This window comes from Vibrio sp. NC2 (assembly GCF_025195005.1).
GTDB lineage: Bacteria > Pseudomonadota > Gammaproteobacteria > Enterobacterales > Vibrionaceae > Vibrio > Vibrio splendidus.
Map to the genome: position 1 here is coordinate 42,831 of NZ_JANVFC010000021.1, position 15,801 is coordinate 58,631.

Annotated in this window: 13 protein-coding genes; 7 read left to right on the plus strand and 6 right to left on the minus strand. The window is 44.9% G+C overall.

The window, feature by feature from the left end; genetic code table 11:
- Positions 1-42: 42 nt before the first annotated feature.
- Together torS and NX845_RS19800 are read right to left on the minus strand one after the other, a co-directional pair.
- The gene (gene torS, locus NX845_RS19795; protein WP_260257089.1) at positions 43-3,054 is read right to left on the minus strand and encodes a TMAO reductase system sensor histidine kinase/response regulator TorS; all 3,012 of its coding nucleotides are present in this window, start codon (positions 3,052-3,054) and stop codon (positions 43-45) included.
- Positions 3,055-3,118: 64 nt separating this feature from the next.
- A complete protein-coding gene (locus tag NX845_RS19800; RefSeq protein WP_228010435.1) occupies positions 3,119-3,283 on the minus strand; it encodes a hypothetical protein in 165 nt (54 codons plus the stop codon).
- Here NX845_RS19800 and torT point away from each other — a divergent pair.
- Together torT and NX845_RS19810 are read left to right on the plus strand one after the other, a co-directional pair.
- Positions 3,228-4,175 (plus strand): TMAO reductase system periplasmic protein TorT, encoded by a 948-nt coding sequence (gene torT, locus NX845_RS19805; protein ID WP_240513410.1) that lies wholly within the window; start codon positions 3,228-3,230, stop codon positions 4,173-4,175. The two genes, NX845_RS19800 and torT, sit on opposite strands and share 56 nt — an antisense overlap.
- A 60-nt stretch (positions 4,176-4,235) precedes the next feature.
- Positions 4,236-4,691: a methylglyoxal synthase gene (locus NX845_RS19810; RefSeq protein ID WP_009844869.1), complete on the plus strand. Its 456-nt coding sequence runs from the start codon at positions 4,236-4,238 to the stop codon at positions 4,689-4,691.
- 120 nt (positions 4,692-4,811) lie between these two features.
- On the opposite strand, the gene NX845_RS19815 is transcribed toward NX845_RS19810, so the two are convergent.
- Together NX845_RS19815 and helD are read right to left on the minus strand one after the other, a co-directional pair.
- Positions 4,812-5,162: a VOC family protein gene (locus NX845_RS19815; RefSeq protein ID WP_065682751.1), complete on the minus strand. Its 351-nt coding sequence runs from the start codon at positions 5,160-5,162 to the stop codon at positions 4,812-4,814.
- A 110-nt stretch (positions 5,163-5,272) separates the two neighbouring features.
- Entirely contained in the window at positions 5,273-7,348 is a 2,076-nt protein-coding gene (helD, locus tag NX845_RS19820) for a DNA helicase IV (protein WP_260257090.1), read from the minus strand.
- Positions 7,349-7,525: 177 nt separating this feature from the next.
- Between helD and yccS the strand changes: the two genes are divergently transcribed.
- The 5 genes from yccS to NX845_RS19845 all read left to right on the plus strand — a co-directional run bounded on the left by yccS (position 7,526) and on the right by NX845_RS19845 (position 13,087).
- Positions 7,526-9,709 (plus strand): YccS family putative transporter, encoded by a 2,184-nt coding sequence (yccS, locus tag NX845_RS19825; RefSeq protein ID WP_102446766.1) that lies wholly within the window; start codon positions 7,526-7,528, stop codon positions 9,707-9,709.
- A gap of 332 nt (positions 9,710-10,041) precedes the next feature.
- On the plus strand, positions 10,042-10,227 hold the full coding sequence (locus NX845_RS19830; RefSeq protein ID WP_004730253.1) for a hypothetical protein: 186 nt from the start codon (positions 10,042-10,044) through the stop codon (positions 10,225-10,227).
- Positions 10,228-10,348: 121 nt separating this feature from the next.
- Entirely contained in the window at positions 10,349-10,669 is a 321-nt protein-coding gene (locus tag NX845_RS19835) for a hypothetical protein (protein WP_004730251.1), read from the plus strand.
- Between the two features lie 171 nt (positions 10,670-10,840).
- Entirely contained in the window at positions 10,841-12,100 is a 1,260-nt protein-coding gene (locus tag NX845_RS19840) for a hydroxymethylglutaryl-CoA reductase (RefSeq protein WP_004730249.1), read from the plus strand.
- 75 nt (positions 12,101-12,175) lie between these two features.
- Positions 12,176-13,087: a LysR family transcriptional regulator gene (locus NX845_RS19845; RefSeq protein WP_102576140.1), complete on the plus strand. Its 912-nt coding sequence runs from the start codon at positions 12,176-12,178 to the stop codon at positions 13,085-13,087.
- 64 nt (positions 13,088-13,151) lie between these two features.
- Here NX845_RS19845 and NX845_RS19850 read toward each other — a convergent pair whose 3' ends face one another.
- Positions 13,152-14,066 carry a YjjW family glycine radical enzyme activase gene (locus tag NX845_RS19850; RefSeq protein WP_102576139.1) on the minus strand — a complete coding sequence of 305 codons (915 nt, stop codon included), beginning with the start codon at positions 14,064-14,066 and terminating at the stop codon, positions 13,152-13,154.
- 56 nt (positions 14,067-14,122) lie between these two features.
- Positions 14,123-15,679, minus strand: a complete 1,557-nt coding sequence (locus tag NX845_RS19855) for a YjjI family glycine radical enzyme (protein ID WP_102456756.1) — start codon at positions 15,677-15,679, stop codon at positions 14,123-14,125.
- Between the last annotated feature and the right edge of the window lie 122 nt (positions 15,680-15,801).

Sequence of the window (15,801 nt, forward strand, 5' to 3'; positions counted from 1 at the left end):
TCCAACTCACGATACGTTTCTGTCACAACCTAAGGTTTGTTTTTATAACTGCTCTTGCAACGCCTCAAGCGACTCTTGAACCAACTTCGACAACTCGCTATCTTTGCCTCGGTATTCACCTAATGGATCGCTGCTCGCCTCTATCACTTGGCAAGCATTGAAAAGTTGCAACAAACCTAAACTGCCCGCGGAACCTTTCAGTTTATGAGCGAGAGATTTTACCTCACGTCCATTGTTCGAATCACTCGCTTCGACCATTTCGCTTAAAGTGACGCGGCTACTCTCTTCAAATAGTCCCACAATCTGCTTCATCTTTTCTAAGCCAAGAATGGACAAGTCACCTTTGATGACATTGGAATCAATCAATTTCACAGGAATCTCTCCTTCGTCTTCAGTTTGCGAAGCCTTGATGGCTAGATCAGAGACGACACTCGCCATCTGAGATGAGTACAACTCGTTGCCTTTATTACGTTGAGGCTTGCTGTTTTGACTGCATATAGAATCGTTAGGATCAGGTTGTGGCAGTAACAAAGCCTTGCCATCAAGCTGTGTCACAATGAGCTGAGAAAGTGCTTCCTTCTCTAGCGGCTTAGGCAAGAAACCATCAAAGCCAGACGACAAGTAGCTTTCCACTTCCTCGTTAAACACGTGAGCCGATACTGCGATCATTGGGGGTACTTTTCGAATTACGTTTTCTTCATGCTCATGCTGAAGCGCATCGTCTTTGAGCTGTTGAATTAACTCGACGCCATCGCAATCTGGTAAGTTAATATCCACCAGCGCAATATCAAACTCTTGCTCACTGAATATGACTCTCGCTTCTTGTCCGGTTGTCGCTATCACAACATCGTGGCCTAGGTTATTCAAAAAGCCTTCGGCAACAATACAGTTCACAGGGTTGTCTTCAATCAGAAGTACCTTCGCTCGGATACAAGCTTCAATGACCGTTGCTTTCGTTTCAATTTTCTCACCTACTTCAAGTGGCAATGAGAACCAAAACTGACTGCCCTCGCCTTCTTCGGAATGAACGCCAATATCCCCATTCATTGCCAACATGATGCTTTTACTGATCGCTAATCCAAGCCCTGTGCCACCGGTTTTGTTCCGGCCGCTATCGGTTTGGGTAAAAGCATCAAACAGACACGCCTGTTCACTTGCATCAATACCGACACCGGTATCTGACACTTCAAACATCACTCGATTTTCATCTTCGATATCTAAGCTGATAAAGATATCGACCGAGCCACTTTCCGTAAACTTAATCGCGTTACCGACCAAGTTATTCAAGATTTGGCTGATTCGCGTTACGTCACCACGCCAATAGCGTTGAACGTCACTTTCAATATGAAAATCAAAGTTAAGCTTCTTCTCAGCGGCGCGCCCTTCCATTAACTGATAGGTATCTTGAACCATCTGGTAAAGGTCGAAAGAAGCCGCGCGTATTTCAAGATGTCCCGCTTCTATCTTTGAATAGTCCAGCACGTCATTCAAAATAGCGAGTAGATTCTTACCACTGCGGTTAATGATGTCCGCATAGCCTGATTGCAGCGGGTCTAAACCGGTATCTTTAAGCAATCGAGCCGTACCTAATACGCCATTCATAGGCGTTCGTATTTCATGGCTCATCGTCGCGAGGAAAGCAGACTTGGCACGGCTTGCTTGTTCTGCCGCATTGCGAGCTTTAGCGTGGTTACCCACCTCGACATTCAACTTCTCATTGGTCTTTTGCAGCTGATAGGTTCGGTCTGTGACCAACTCTTCTAAGTGCTCTTTGTGCTCTTCGAGCTCACGTTTTGCCTTAGCTTCGCCAACCGCGACCACTTGTAGTGCTTGCGCTGTGTTTCTGGCGGTGATGATTGCCTCGCCCATATGAGCCAACTCATCATTACCCTTAACCGAGATATCAATATTCAGGCGACCTTGTGCGATAGACATCAAGGCAGATGAGTATTCAGTAAGACGTTTGACAACCGAGATATACACCACGCGCCAAACGATAAATGCGACGATAACCAAACCAATAACCGAAATCACAGACAGCGACCATTGAGCCAGATTCAGCGTACTCGTCAGCTCATCAACCGCTTTTTTGGTGCTTCGGTTTGAATCATCAACCAGTTGGTTAACCGTTGTATTCAGCTGAGAGAACAGCTCCAACGTATTTTGCATCAGAAACTCTGACTTTTTAGTGTTCTCATATTGTTCTAGCGATATATCAAACACGACCTGGCGTTTTCTCAACTCTTCAAGCAACTGAGACATCTGCGCTGAACGAGTCGGATCTTCGACCGCTTTAACGCGGCGCGCCATGATTCTTAGGTTGGATTCGAATTCAGACTGGATTTGATGAATACGTTCAACGTTGGTGACGGTCTGAGTTTCTTCAATTTGATTGAGCATCTTGAACGCCAACAAATGCAATTCGTGCAGACGCTCAGACAAATCAAGATCAACTTCAACAAGTGCGTCTAAGGCTTGGTAGGCTCTATCAGTTTCTTTAGTTTCTAGCAGGTCGTAGATGTGCGTTACGTTGGCAACCGCAATGGTGGCGGTATTCAGTACTTGAGTTCGCGTGAGCTGCTCTAACTCTTCGGCAAGTAGACGCATCTCTTCAACACGAGACGTCAATTCCTTGCTTAACCAAAGCTTACGTTCGACCGAGACACCCAGTTCAGCCAGTGTGTTAATAACGCTTTGAACATTGTTTTCTAGTTTATTGAGAAGTTGCGAATCAAAACTGTCGACACCAAGCTCTTTGATATGTTGAAGAAGTGCTTCAAGCTGGCCAAACAACACAGTGCCAGCCTCTTTTCGTTCGGCCTCGTTTCTCGCATTAGAAAGCGTTTGTACCGACGAAATAATACGGTTACTCAACTCAGAAACTTGACGAGCTTCGATCATGGCAGGAAGCGCTGAATCGACGACGTTTCTTTCCGTTTTTGCTACAAAGCTAAAACCAGAAACACCGATCAATGCAGACAATAGAACCAACAGTGCCATCACTAAGAATGAGGCCAGTAGCTTGCGTCCAATACTCGCTGAGGCTAACAACATAAACTTTAAACCTTAAAACGTTCTTCTTTACCCATGCAGAATACGCTATATTTTGCAGTGTTTCTTATCTAAAACCAATAAAACGGCAATTCATGCTATCTAGACCTTTAGCTTCAAAAATCATTCTCTCACTACTGGCCTCAGTAACCTCTGTCGCGAGTGCTAGCGAGCCTTTGAGCCCAATAAAACCTGCCGAAGCCACATCACATAAAGAGAAAATTTGTGCCATTTATCCGCACCTAAAGGATTCTTACTGGTTGTCTGTTAACTACGGCATGGTCTCTGAAGCAGAAAAGCAGCAAGTTGAACTAAGAGTATTAGAAGCTGGCGGATACCCAAACATTGGTAAGCAAGCGTCACAGCTGGTGCTTTGCACACAATGGGGAGCCGATGCCATTATTTTAGGCACAGTTTCACCCGATGCTTACCATGACAATCTTACGGATTGGGTTGGCTCTACCCCTGTGTTTGCTACTGTGAATGAGTTAACCGTCAATGAAGAACAACAAAAGGTATTGAAAGGCACGGTCGGTGTCGATTGGTATCAAATGGGATTTCAAGTCGGAGAGTTTTTGTCGAAACGACACCCGAAAGGATCAGGCGAAACACCTATCGCCTTGTTACTTGGCCCACAATCAAGTGGCGGTACTAAGCCTGTAGCTCTTGGGTTTTATGATGCAATCAAATCGAGCGATATCAAAATTGCGATAAGCTATTGGGCAGACAACGATAAAGAACTGCAAAGAAACTTGGTACAACAAGTCATCGAGCAGCCGGAGATTCAATATATTGTCGGAAGCGCAGTCGCGATTGAAGCTGCAATAAGTGAGCTGAGAGCAGCCGGTAAAACCAAAGAAATTGGATTAATTTCAAGTTACCTAAGTCACGGAACCTACCGCGGCTTACTTCGTAACAAGGTGCTTTTTGCACCAACAGATAAAATGGTTGAGCAAGGTCGCTTATCGGTAAAACAAGCCACCAGTTACTTACGCGGTCAACCTTATGAAGAACACAGTGCACCCATGATTGAAGCACTGACACCGGCAACACTCAAAGATCAAATTATCGCCGACTCATTGTCACCTTCTGAGTTTCGTCCGGTATTCAGTGTGAATCCTTAGTGCTATATTGGCTGAAGAACTCAAAACAATAAAAACGAAACAATCATTTAGGGAACATTCATGCAAAAAACGACGCGTACTATGCCAACGCATAAGAACATCGCTTTGGTCGCTCATGACCATTTCAAACCTGAGCTACTTAGATGGGTCAAAGAGAACAAAGAAAAACTACAAAAGCACTTCCTTTATGCAACGGGCACAACGGGTTCTCTACTAAGTAAAGAAACAGGCCTAGCAATTAAGAGCATGATCAGCGGCCCAATGGGCGGTGACCAACAACTTGGTGCGCTTATCTCTGAAGGCAAGATCGATATGATGATTTTCTTCTGGGATCCACTGAATGCCGTACCACATGACCCAGATGTAAAAGCACTGCTTCGTATCGCAAGTGTTTGGAACATTCCAGTGGCAACCAACCGCGCTACCGCTAACTTCCTATTTAACTCTTCACTGCTTGAAGAAGAAGTGATCATTGAGATCCCAGATTACGAAGCGTACCTAGCAGAGCGCACGTAATCGCACGTTATATGTGCTCTCTACTGAACAGACTAAAAAGCCTGCATTTTATCGCAGGCTTTTTTATGTCTCGTTTTCAGACATTAAACAATTCAATCATAAACAGTGTAGTGAATCTCTCTACTTATCACTCCATACCGCCATTTCGTTGCCACTTGGCTCTCTAAAATGGAAACGTCTGCCGCCGGGAAAGCTAAAGATCTCACGGTTTATCTGCCCACCAGCATCAAGCACGTCACGCTCGGTTTGCTCAAGATCTTCGCTATAGAAAACCATCAACGCAGCGCCGTTATCCGTATTCGACGCCAGATCCGCTAAATAGAACCCACCCATTAAGCCTTTACCTTCAAAAGCAGAATACTCAGGGCCATAGTCTTCGAAGATCCAACCAAACACTTGGCTGAAAAACGCTTTAGTTGCGGCGATGTCTCGCGCAGCAAATTCAATGTAGTTAATAGAGCCGTGTTCCATAGCGGATTCCTTCTGCTTTATGCCTTTTTCCTAATGATAATAGCTTACGCCCTAATGAGTATAGAGAGCGGGCTTGAAGATCTAATCTTAGACAATTACGCCAAGTGACATCACTTTTTACGAACGACAGGGTAATCAGAGCCATGCAGTTCTTGTACAAAACCAGAACCATCGCCACTGTGCGTGATCCATACTTTCTCTTTCGCTCGCGTCATTGCCACGTAAAATAAACGACGCTCTTCCGCATAAGGGAACGCATCTGATGATTCAGTCAATGCGCCATCAATATGCAGCTGTTTCTTCTTGGTCGGGAACTGCCCTTCGTCCACACAAAGAATAATGACAAAGTCTGCCTCTTTGCCTTTACTGCCGTGGCAAGTCATGAACTTGATATCAATGGAGGTAAAGATCTTCTTCCAGTCTTCCAACAACTCTGGCTTGTGGTAATGATTACGTCCAAGTAGCAGCACAGACTTGTTGGCTTTGCCTTTAGATTGGCGGTTCAATTGGTCGAGGATCTTCTCAACTTCTTTGCTTGGCGCACTGTACACCGCCTTCTGCTTCTGTTGTTTGAAGCTGTTCAGTTCTTTCGGAAGCTGAATCGGGTTTTCCTGCACAAAACGATTAGCCACCGCACCTAACTGATTGTTAAAGCGGTAAGTCGTATCTAGGTGATGAATCGTCGAGCTCTCGAAACGATCCTTAAAGCCCGTCGTTAAATCCACATCTGCGCCAGCAAACTGGTAAATCGACTGCCAATCATCACCTACCGCAAAAATAGAAGCTTGGTGTTGCGCTTTCGACTGATTACACAGTGCCTCAACCAAGGCAAGGCGATCTGGCGAGATGTCTTGATACTCATCGATCATGATGAACTTCCAAGGCGAGATAAACTTGCCCTTTTCGACATACTGAGTTGCTCGGCTGATCATGATTGAGAAGTCGATGTGATTCTGTTCTTTCAGTTCTTTTTGCCATGCTGTCACGCATGGCCAACACAGTGAAAGCTCGCTGTTGAGACGCGTGTAGTCTCTGTGATCAATCAACTGCTGTTGCACTTCCTTCTTCGATAAACCCGATGCATTCAACTGCTCAAGCTGCTTTTCAAGCCAACCAATCAACTTGAGGTTTGAAACATGGCTACCAAGTTCGTCATCACCTGTTAAATAAGCGATTGGCCATTTAGACAGGTGCTTTTGCCAGCGTTTGAAGTTAGTCGGCGTCATCCAGTGCTTTTTCAACCAATCAATGCACCATGCTTGGCGTTGATTGTCATCGAGCGCTAACGGAGAGATAACCACACGTTCAGGTTCAACTTGATTAAGGATCTTTAAACCCAACTGGTGGAAAGTACTCACTTGCACCTTCTCTGCTGATAAACCAATTTTGCTGTTAAGGCGCTGTTTCATCTCTTCCGCTGCTTCGCGACCAAATGCGAGCAATAACAACTCTTCAGCTTGAGCTTGATGGCTTTGCAGTAAATACACGACGCGAGCTGTAAGAACACTGGTTTTACCCGAGCCAGCGCCCGCTAAAATAAGGTTGTGATCATCATTCATCAAGACCGCATATTGTTGAGATAAATTGAGTGGTGACGATTCACATTGAGCAAACAATACTTCCCAGTTTTGTCTTTCTGTTTCTAACCACTGCTGATTTCTTTCAGCTTGCTTAATTTCCGTCTCAGACAACCATGGTTGCATTCGAGCAATGCGGTTTGGCATACGCTGCGCCGCTTCTTCTAAAGTCATCGTCATGTTTTCTAAACTTGAGTTAACCATGTCGACCCAAGTCTTAACTTTAGAATGCGCTAGGAAAGCAGGAAGTTGCTCAAGACGTGTCAATTCAGCTTCCCATTGAGGAACGTGTTCAGCCAATTGTTCACATTGTGTATCATGCCACTTCTGATAAGCAGCAACCGATGCGCGTGCAAATTGACGGCATTGTTCCCAAGGTAGGCCTTGTACTAACCAGCTTCGCTGTTTGCCATCTTGTTGATTAGCAAAGAACTGTAACGATCCCCAAAACAATCCGCGTTTTATCGCGATCTTGCCACTCCAAATAGTAAACGGGATTCGCTCTTCACTGCCTACTGAAGATAACAGCAGGCGTGGACCATCAAGTTCGACTTGATGATATTCATTTTGAATAAAAAACTGTGCAGTCTTGTTAGCGCTTAGCTGCATTGGAGTGTGCTCTCTAATTGGGAATATTGAATTTATATCATGATGCTGTGAGAATTAATAATGTCTCACATCTTATCGATGCTTTCATGACCATCTAGGGGCAATTATGGAGAAGTATCAAATTCTTGTGCTTGATTTCTGTTAGGATTATGGTTTTAGTGTGTCAAGTGAGCGACTGTGGACTTCTCAGCCAAATTGCGCCTCTATTGGGCGAATAAAACCATAAATTACAGCGTATTAATTCTCATCACTCTACTCGGTGTTGTGGTTCCTGCTTGGTATTATGGACAAAACACACTCATCACACCTTTGATCTTAGGTGTTATTGCTGCGGCTCTTGCTGAAAGTGATGACAGCTTTACCGGGCGTTTGAAAGCACTCACGCTAACCTTTATCTGTTTCGCTGTAGCCGCTTTCTCTATCGAGATCCTGTTCGATACACCTTGGCTGTTCGCGATAGGGCTTTTCGTTTCAACCTTCTCTTTTATTATACTCGGTGCAATTGGCCCTAAATACGCCAGTATCGCGTTTGGCTCTCTGCTTGTTGCTATCTATACCATGCTCGGTGCCCATGAGAGCACCAACCTTTGGTTTCAACCGCTTCTACTTTTAACCGGCGCCGCTTGGTACTACTTCATGTCGATGATTTGGCAGATTGTCTGGCCGATGCAGCCCGTACAACAAAACCTAGCGACGGTATTCGATCAAATCGGCAATTACATCGGATCAAAAGCGGAACTTTTCTACCCTGTATCTGACCTTATCCCTCAGCCACATCGCATTATTGAAGCTAAGTTAAACGCCAGTACCGTTAATGCACTCAACATGTGTAAAGCAACACTGCTTAACCGATCTAAGCGCGGGCACATTGATGGTCCGAGTGACCGATTCCTAAATACCTATTTCATCGCACAAGACATTCATGAGCGCGTGAGCTCTACCCACTACCGCTATCAAGAGCTGGCAAAGCACTTTGAACGCTCTGATGTGTTATTTCGATTCAAGTATCTACTAGAAGCCCAAGCCACAGCCTGTAAAGAAGTGGCGAGCTCATTGAAAGTCGGAGCTGAATACCAACATGGCGATAAGTCTGTATTAGCACTTGATGAGTTAATGTCTTCGCTTAACCATCTTAACCAACAGAACAAGCCCGAGTGGAAATCACTACTCAACCAGTTGGATTACTTATTCAATAACCTAGCTACGGTCGAAAAGCAGCTCTCGAATATCAGTAACCCGGATGCGGAAAAGTTGGAAGAAGACGTATTGGACGATACCAACCCTCATACTTTGACGGCAATGTGGCACAAGATCAAAGCTAACCTGAATACCGACTCGATGCTGTTTCGTCATGCGATTCGTATGGCAATCACATTGACGCTCGGCTACGGGATCATTCAAGGTTTTGACATAGAGCGTGGCTATTGGATTTTGCTGACGACGCTGTTTGTATGCCAGCCAAACTACAGTGCAACACGACAAAAGCTGACGGCTCGTGTCATTGGCACCGTCGCAGGCTTGTTGATTGGCGTACCACTACTGACCTTCTTCCCGTCTCAAGAAAGCCAGTTAGTTTTCATTGTGGTCAGTGGCGTGATGTTCTTTGCATTCAGAATCAATAACTACGGATTTGCGACCGGCTTTATAACGCTGCTTGTACTCTTCTGCTTTAACCAATTAGGGGAAGGCTACGCGGTGGTATTGCCAAGACTAGCGGATACCTTTATTGGTTGTGCCCTCGCCGTACTTGCTGTCATTTACGTGTTGCCTGATTGGCAATCAAAGCGATTGCACAAAGTAATGGCAGATGCGCTCGATTCCAATAAGAACTATCTCGCTCAGATCATTGGCCAGTATCGCGTAGGTAAAAAAGACACCCTTAATTACCGTATTGCGCGCCGCAGCGCACACAATAACGATGCCAACCTGACTGCGGCCATCAGTAGCATGCTGGTTGAACCGGGCAAGTACCGCACCTCTGAAGATGAGAGTTTTCGATTCCTAACACTTAATCATGCACTACTCAGTTATATCTCTGCTTTAGGTGCTCACAGAACACGTATCGATGATGAAGCAACACACAAACTGGTGTTAGATGCACACAGAGTAATACACGAACATCTCGACGCTCTAAATGATCAACTCTACTCCCACCAAGAACAGTGTGAAGTAAAAAACGCTTACGACCCTGAACTGGATAAACGTCTGAGTGAGTGGCGAGAAGAGGACGAGAGTTCTGTCAGAATGGTTCTACAACAGCTGCATTTGATCTATCGAATGCTTCCAGAATTGCATACTTTAGCGACCAAGTTTGCGGTTAAGGTAAAGATAGATAAGCCGTTTGAAACAGAAGCTTCTTGAGCAACAAACAAAATACTGTAAAAACAAAAAGATACCGCCAACCGCTCACCTTTTGATCATTAAATATTTTTGTACATTGCTCTATCTATACCCCCAATTGGGTAGAGCAATTACTTGCCTACCCTTGCACCACAAGGGATGCGGGGTTTTTTACATTGTAGGAATTCTCTGACTTTGATTGACCCAACCATAACTTTGCCTAACATTTCTCGGACAAAAAACGACCACAGAAATTTATAGTTGTCTTAGTTTTAGGAAACTTCAAACTTCATTTAATATTCACTTAATCTTGTTTGATTTCCTGAATCAGTAGGCTATGCTCTATAGAGCATATGGATTTGAACAAAGGTCACATTATGAATACACAGCAATTTGAAGTATTTAAGCAGCAAATACAGCTTCTTAGCCCACAGCAATTGAAAGCACTTCAAGGTGAAATCGACGGCAACCTTGAAACGGACCAGCCTTCTCTGCTGACTGATGAAGAGTTAAACGCACTGAATGACCTGTTTAATTAATAGACAGACGTCACTATTTTAGCTTAAGTTCACCGTTTCACCGTAAATTTCACCAGTTCACCATTGCGCTCAAAATATCGTCCGCCTAGACTCATTCAATACGTCAATAAAAGGTTCTGCTATGTCGATATCTGGTATTCAATCTGGTTACGCCATTATTCAGCAGTCAACCAACATGGCTGAAGAAGCCGCAATCGAGCTCAACCAAGCCTCCAAACACTCTCTAGAATCCGATGACGCTTTCCAAACCAGCGATTTCAGCTTTAACCAAATAGAACCTGAACAATCCATTTCGTTTAAAGAAAAAGAACCGGAACCATCTTCATCCTCAACGGATGCACTCATCAAACTGACTCAAAGCGCAAGTTATAACCGCGTTGGTGCGAGTGTGATTGATCGTCAAAACGAAGCCATCGGCAGCCTTCTCGATATCCATATCTAGTTCAATCTCATAGTGAGCATTTTTTGACGAAGTTGTCTTGCTTAGGCGAACAAATTGCTGCTAAACCCATACAAACTGTAACTCATTATATCAGGCGCTTGTTTCTGGTTTATTACTCGGTAGAATCAGCGCAAACCAATTTTGCTGCACAAACTTTACTTCATACTATTTATGCCAAAACTAAATCTGCATCGCCGTGACTATGTTTCTATTTTAGGAGGCGACATCTCCGCAGACGCATTAGAAAAAAAGCTTCAGCCTCATTTTGAAAAGCCAGTAAATAAGCTGACTCCTAGCCCCTATCTGACAGAAAAAAATCTAGCACGTCGCTGGACAGCGCTCGACAATTCAGATTCTCAACAAGAGCTCCTCGACCCTCATACACAAAGTCAGATCCAAGCTTATGAGAAAAACATTGAGCACTTTATTGGCACCGTTAAAGTCCCTGTGGGAATATCTGGCCCTTTAAGAGTCAATGGCCTATTTGCTACGGGCGATTATCTCGTCCCACTCGCAACTACAGAAGCAGCGCTTGTTGCGTCTTACAATCGTGGTTCTAAGCTGATTACGGCCTGTGGTGGCGCAAGTGCAATGTTGCTCAATGAAGGTGTCACACGTACTCCTGGTTTCGCATTCCAAGGATTAGTTGAAGCCGGACAGTTTGTGGCTTGGGCTGTGACCCAGTATGACCAATTTAAAACCTTGGCTGAATCAACAACATCACACGGCAAGCTGACCGACATCAATATCAACATCGAAGGTAACCATGTTTATTTGGTGTTTGAGTTTCTAACCGGGGACGCTTCTGGCCAGAACATGGTGACCATCGCCACCAATGCAGTCTTTGAGTACATCATAGAAAATACGCCGGTTAAGCCCGATCATGCTTTCCTAGATGGCAACTTGTCAGGCGATAAAAAAGCCAATACTCAAACCTTACGCAGCGTTCGTGGTAAAAAGGTCACAGCCGAGGTTAATATCTCTGCCGAGCTTGTCGCTAAGTACCTCCACACTACACCAGAGAAAATGGTGCAGTTCGGACAAATGACCACAGTCGGTGGTGCTTTGAGCGGTACGATTGGTATTAATGCTCACTATGCAAATGCACTTGCTGCGCTCTACATTGCTTGCGGACAAGACGCAGCCTGCGTTGCTGAATCAGCGATTGGTATGACTCGCATGGAACTCAATAAAGAAGGTGGTTTATACGCGAGCGTCACACTACCTAACTTAATGCTAGGGACTGTTGGCGGTGGTACCGGCTTGCCAAGTCAAAAAGCATGTTTGGACTTGCTTGGGCTTCATGGCAACGGTAAATCACAAGCACTCGCTGAAGTTTGTGCTGCGCTATGTTTGGCGGGTGAACTGTCGATTGTCGGTGCGTTTTGTGCTGGCCACTTTTCACGAGCGCACCATAAACTAGCTCGTTAATAACCTTTGTCAGATTGGCTTGTTGTTTTGTGTTTTGCGCCAAATATCAAGCCATTCTCAATGTATGAGTCATAAATGGATTACTTACACTTATCTAGAGTGAGCCTTAAGCACCTCACTGCGCTTCATATTATGCTGAACACCCACAGCGTTACTCAAACCTCAGAACAACTTTGTGTAAGCCCTTCGAGTGTGAGCAAAACCTTGTCTCAACTGCGTGACATTCTTAATGACGAACTGTTCTATCGAGATGGCACCAAGCTTATCCCGACGCCATTTGCCTTGCAGGTAGCTCCGACTGTTCACGCGATTCTTTCAAGCATGAACGGACTGCTTCATCAGAAGAGTTTTACCCCTCAAGAATACCAAGGCAGCTTTTCACTTTCGATGCGCGAAAGTACCTTTGAAGTATTCGCGTCAAAGCTCAGCAAAATTACCACTGAACTCGCACCAAAAGCCAAACTCAACATCTATTCGAAGCAACAGCTTGGTTTTGATGCTTTGCTCAGCGGTAAGATCAACTTAATCTTATTGCCCCATGATATTTCCCAGCCACCGACCGATAATAAGGAACTGGTTTGGGAAACGATTCTTCCAGACGAAATGGTTTGTTTGATGGGCGCAGACCACCCTCTTGCTCAGCAAGAACTGACGGTAGAAGGCTACTTAGATTACAAGCACATTGGGATTTTAGATAACGAACTGTCTCAGCCTTACTTTGAGCAAAACTTAGTTCAATGTCATAAGCCAAGAGATATGGCAATATCGGTCGCGGACTTCGGTGCAGCGGCTGTACTGTGTCACCATACGCCTTTCCTGTTCACTTGCTCTAAACACTGGGCTGAACATGCTAAGCAAGCTCAGGGCTTAGTGAGCAAGCCCTTGCCTTTTGATTACGGTAAGGTGGCGTATAGCTTGGTATGGAACAAGCCCAACATGAATGATCAAGCGATCAAATGGTTGTGTGACCTATTTCTAGAAGCTTAATATCTTTAGAAACTTAACGTTCTTAGAAGCTTGATGGTCTGTTTAAACACCACAAACGTAAAGACTAGCTATAAACTTCTGGGGTTTGCATTGGCCTTTGAACGATCGTGTAAAGCTTGTCGTGAAAGCTCTGCATCTGTTGTTCGGTGCATTTAGGCCAATCTAACGCTTCACCAATCACACCATGATGTTGAAACGCATTCAGCCGAATACGAACATCACTTGGTAGCACCTTCAAGTATCGCCCCACTTGTTCAACTTCATCTTCAAGATCGCTTTTATTCGGAATATGCAGCAACCTAACTTCATGCAGCTTTCCTTTGCCTGCAAGATAATTGATGGTTTCAAACACCCGATGATTTCCTCTGCCCACTAACCATTGATGTGTTTCCGATTGCCATGATTTTAGGTCAATCATCGCGCCATCAAGATAAGGCAACACCTTGTCCCAGCCTTGCAGTGGCAGCGAACCATTACTATCAATAAAGCACGTAAGGTGCGCTAGCTGCGGATCACTTTTAATCGCTTGAAATAGCTCAATGATAAACGGCAACTGCATGGTCGCCTCTCCACCTGAGATAGTGATTCCGCTTAAGAAAAATTGGTTATGCCTGACGAGTTCAAGCACCTCAGAGACTGCCATTGTGGTGATTTTCGGGCTCGACTTATGATCGCAGACATCAATGCACTGATCGCAATTGGTACAGGCTGCTGGGTCCCATTTCACTTTGCCATCAATCATGCTTAAAGCACTGCTTGGACAGCCACTAACGCAATCTCCACAATGGTTACAGTGATTGATTGTGTGTGGGTTGTGACAAGTAATGCAGTCAAAGTTGCAGCCCTGAAGAAACAGCACCAAGCGGTTTCCCGGGCCATCAACACAAGAAAAGGTCAGCACACGGCTGACCTTCGCTTGTTTTTCTGTCTTATTATTTTTAACCCTAGCCATTTGAGTTGTTAGATCAGAAATTTTCATAATTCACATTGTTCGTAGTCGAAACGCATCACACACATAACGCACGCACGTTAAAGCTATTCGTATGTCGGCGACATCTCTAAGCTCGCTACACGTGGTTTACGCTCTAATATACCCGTGTTCTTCGCGGCTTCAGCACCTAAGAAGGTGGTATTAGTACGTGAGCCTTGCTCATCGTATTTCGCAATATCAGACAGTTTGACCATGTAACCCGTCACACGAACCAAATCGTTTGATGCAACGTTAGCCGTGAACTCACGGTAACCCGCCTGAATCGCGCCTTTACACAGGTTAAACATCGCTTCAGGGTTTGATTTCACTGTTTCATCGATGGTTAGAATGTCACTGATACCCGAGGTGTAGAACTTATGGTGACCCGCGGTAGCACGAACGTAAGAGACTGGATCCGGTTCGGTGCCATAAGGAATACGGACACCCGGAGTCACATCTTCATCTAAACTAATACCGCCTTGAGCGTGCAGCAGAGCTTTACCTTCCAGCCCATATTTCACTTCAGAGCTTTCAACGATCTCAGCCAGCTCTTCCGAAATGCGGAGACCAAGTTGATTCGCCTGTTCATCGTGACCATAGCGCCCTGCTTGGCCCTCTTTCTCCATCAAGATGTTGACTGCTTCCGCCATGCCATAAATACCAAACATTGGCGCAAAACGGTCTTCTTCGATAAGGCCTTCTTTGGTCAGGAAGCCGTCAAAAAAGTTAGACTCTTCATGCAAGAAGCGGCTACGAGCGTTCATCAATTCAACCATGATGCCACTGTAATTCGGCAATACTTGTTGTAAGAAATCAGCACTGTCCTCAGACTTCAACGCCACTTGCTTGAGGTTCATACGCACCAAGGTGTTTGAACCACCCGCTAAAGGCAAAGAGTTATAGCAGCTCACAATACCAAAACGCTTGTCGCCGTAAGCCTCGGCATGCGCTGGATAGTTTGCGATATGAGGTTTACTGCACTCGCAGATATTGCTTGCCGCATGACGAAGTAGATCATCAGGTGTCACAGCAGGGTCGTACATAAAGGTTAGGTTTGGTGCGATCTGCTTCAGTTCAGCGTCTACGCGCAAAATCGTACGACACACAATGTTGTCGGTCGGGCCGATATTCACATGCATAAAGGCATCTGGCAGTGTGCGGTCCAGCATAATCCAGAACAACTTAAGCTTTTGATATACCTGCTCATCCGTCAAGTCGCCAACAAATGGCATCAGTACATCATCCAACTGACCTAGGTATACCGGAATTGATGTCACAGACGGAACATGGTGGTAAAGGATGGTAAGCATGTTCAATGCTTCATCGAAATTAGTTGCCGCGCTAAGCTCTAAATACTTTGAGCCTTGATGTAAGTATTTAGAATAGTCTGGAAGTACATAGCGCGGCTTAAATGGTGCATGCCCTTCAAACATGTCACATAGCACACCTTGCTGTAGGGCTTGCTCTACTTCGTTGCTTACCGGCATATACGGCAAGCTTGCTTCAGCTTCTAAGGCAAGATAACTCGACTTCTGCTTTGGAGACAGGTGGGCATCTGAAATGATATTGCTAAAGCGTTGTTGTTGCTCTGAAAGTTGTGGAGAAGCAGATTGGTGGCTCATGATGAAACCCTTAATATTATTATGGGCTTATTTTATATCTCACTGTTACATTTCCACTAATGAAATGTATGCAAGACTATATTTCCAAAATGGAAATGAGTGATTTGTTAATTGCCTTAAAT

Excerpts from the sequence above, each read along its gene's own strand:
- helD (WP_260257090.1), bottom strand. The coding sequence starts at position 7,348 with ATGCAGCTAAGCGCTAACAAGACTGCACAGTTTTTTATTCAAAATGAA.
- NX845_RS19850 (WP_102576139.1), bottom strand. The coding sequence starts at position 14,066 with ATGAAAATTTCTGATCTAACAACTCAAATGGCTAGGGTTAAAAATAAT.
- NX845_RS19830 (WP_004730253.1), top strand. The coding sequence starts at position 10,042 with ATGGATTTGAACAAAGGTCACATTATGAATACACAGCAATTTGAAGTA.
- NX845_RS19800 (WP_228010435.1), bottom strand. The coding sequence starts at position 3,283 with ATGGCACAAATTTTCTCTTTATGTGATGTGGCTTCGGCAGGTTTTATT.
- NX845_RS19835 (WP_004730251.1), top strand. The coding sequence starts at position 10,349 with ATGTCGATATCTGGTATTCAATCTGGTTACGCCATTATTCAGCAGTCA.
- torS (WP_260257089.1), bottom strand. The coding sequence starts at position 3,054 with ATGTTGTTAGCCTCAGCGAGTATTGGACGCAAGCTACTGGCCTCATTC.
- NX845_RS19815 (WP_065682751.1), bottom strand. The coding sequence starts at position 5,162 with ATGGAACACGGCTCTATTAACTACATTGAATTTGCTGCGCGAGACATC.
- NX845_RS19845 (WP_102576140.1), top strand. The coding sequence starts at position 12,176 with ATGGATTACTTACACTTATCTAGAGTGAGCCTTAAGCACCTCACTGCG.
- NX845_RS19855 (WP_102456756.1), bottom strand. The coding sequence starts at position 15,679 with ATGAGCCACCAATCTGCTTCTCCACAACTTTCAGAGCAACAACAACGC.
- NX845_RS19810 (WP_009844869.1), top strand. The coding sequence starts at position 4,236 with ATGCAAAAAACGACGCGTACTATGCCAACGCATAAGAACATCGCTTTG.
- NX845_RS19840 (WP_004730249.1), top strand. The coding sequence starts at position 10,841 with ATGCCAAAACTAAATCTGCATCGCCGTGACTATGTTTCTATTTTAGGA.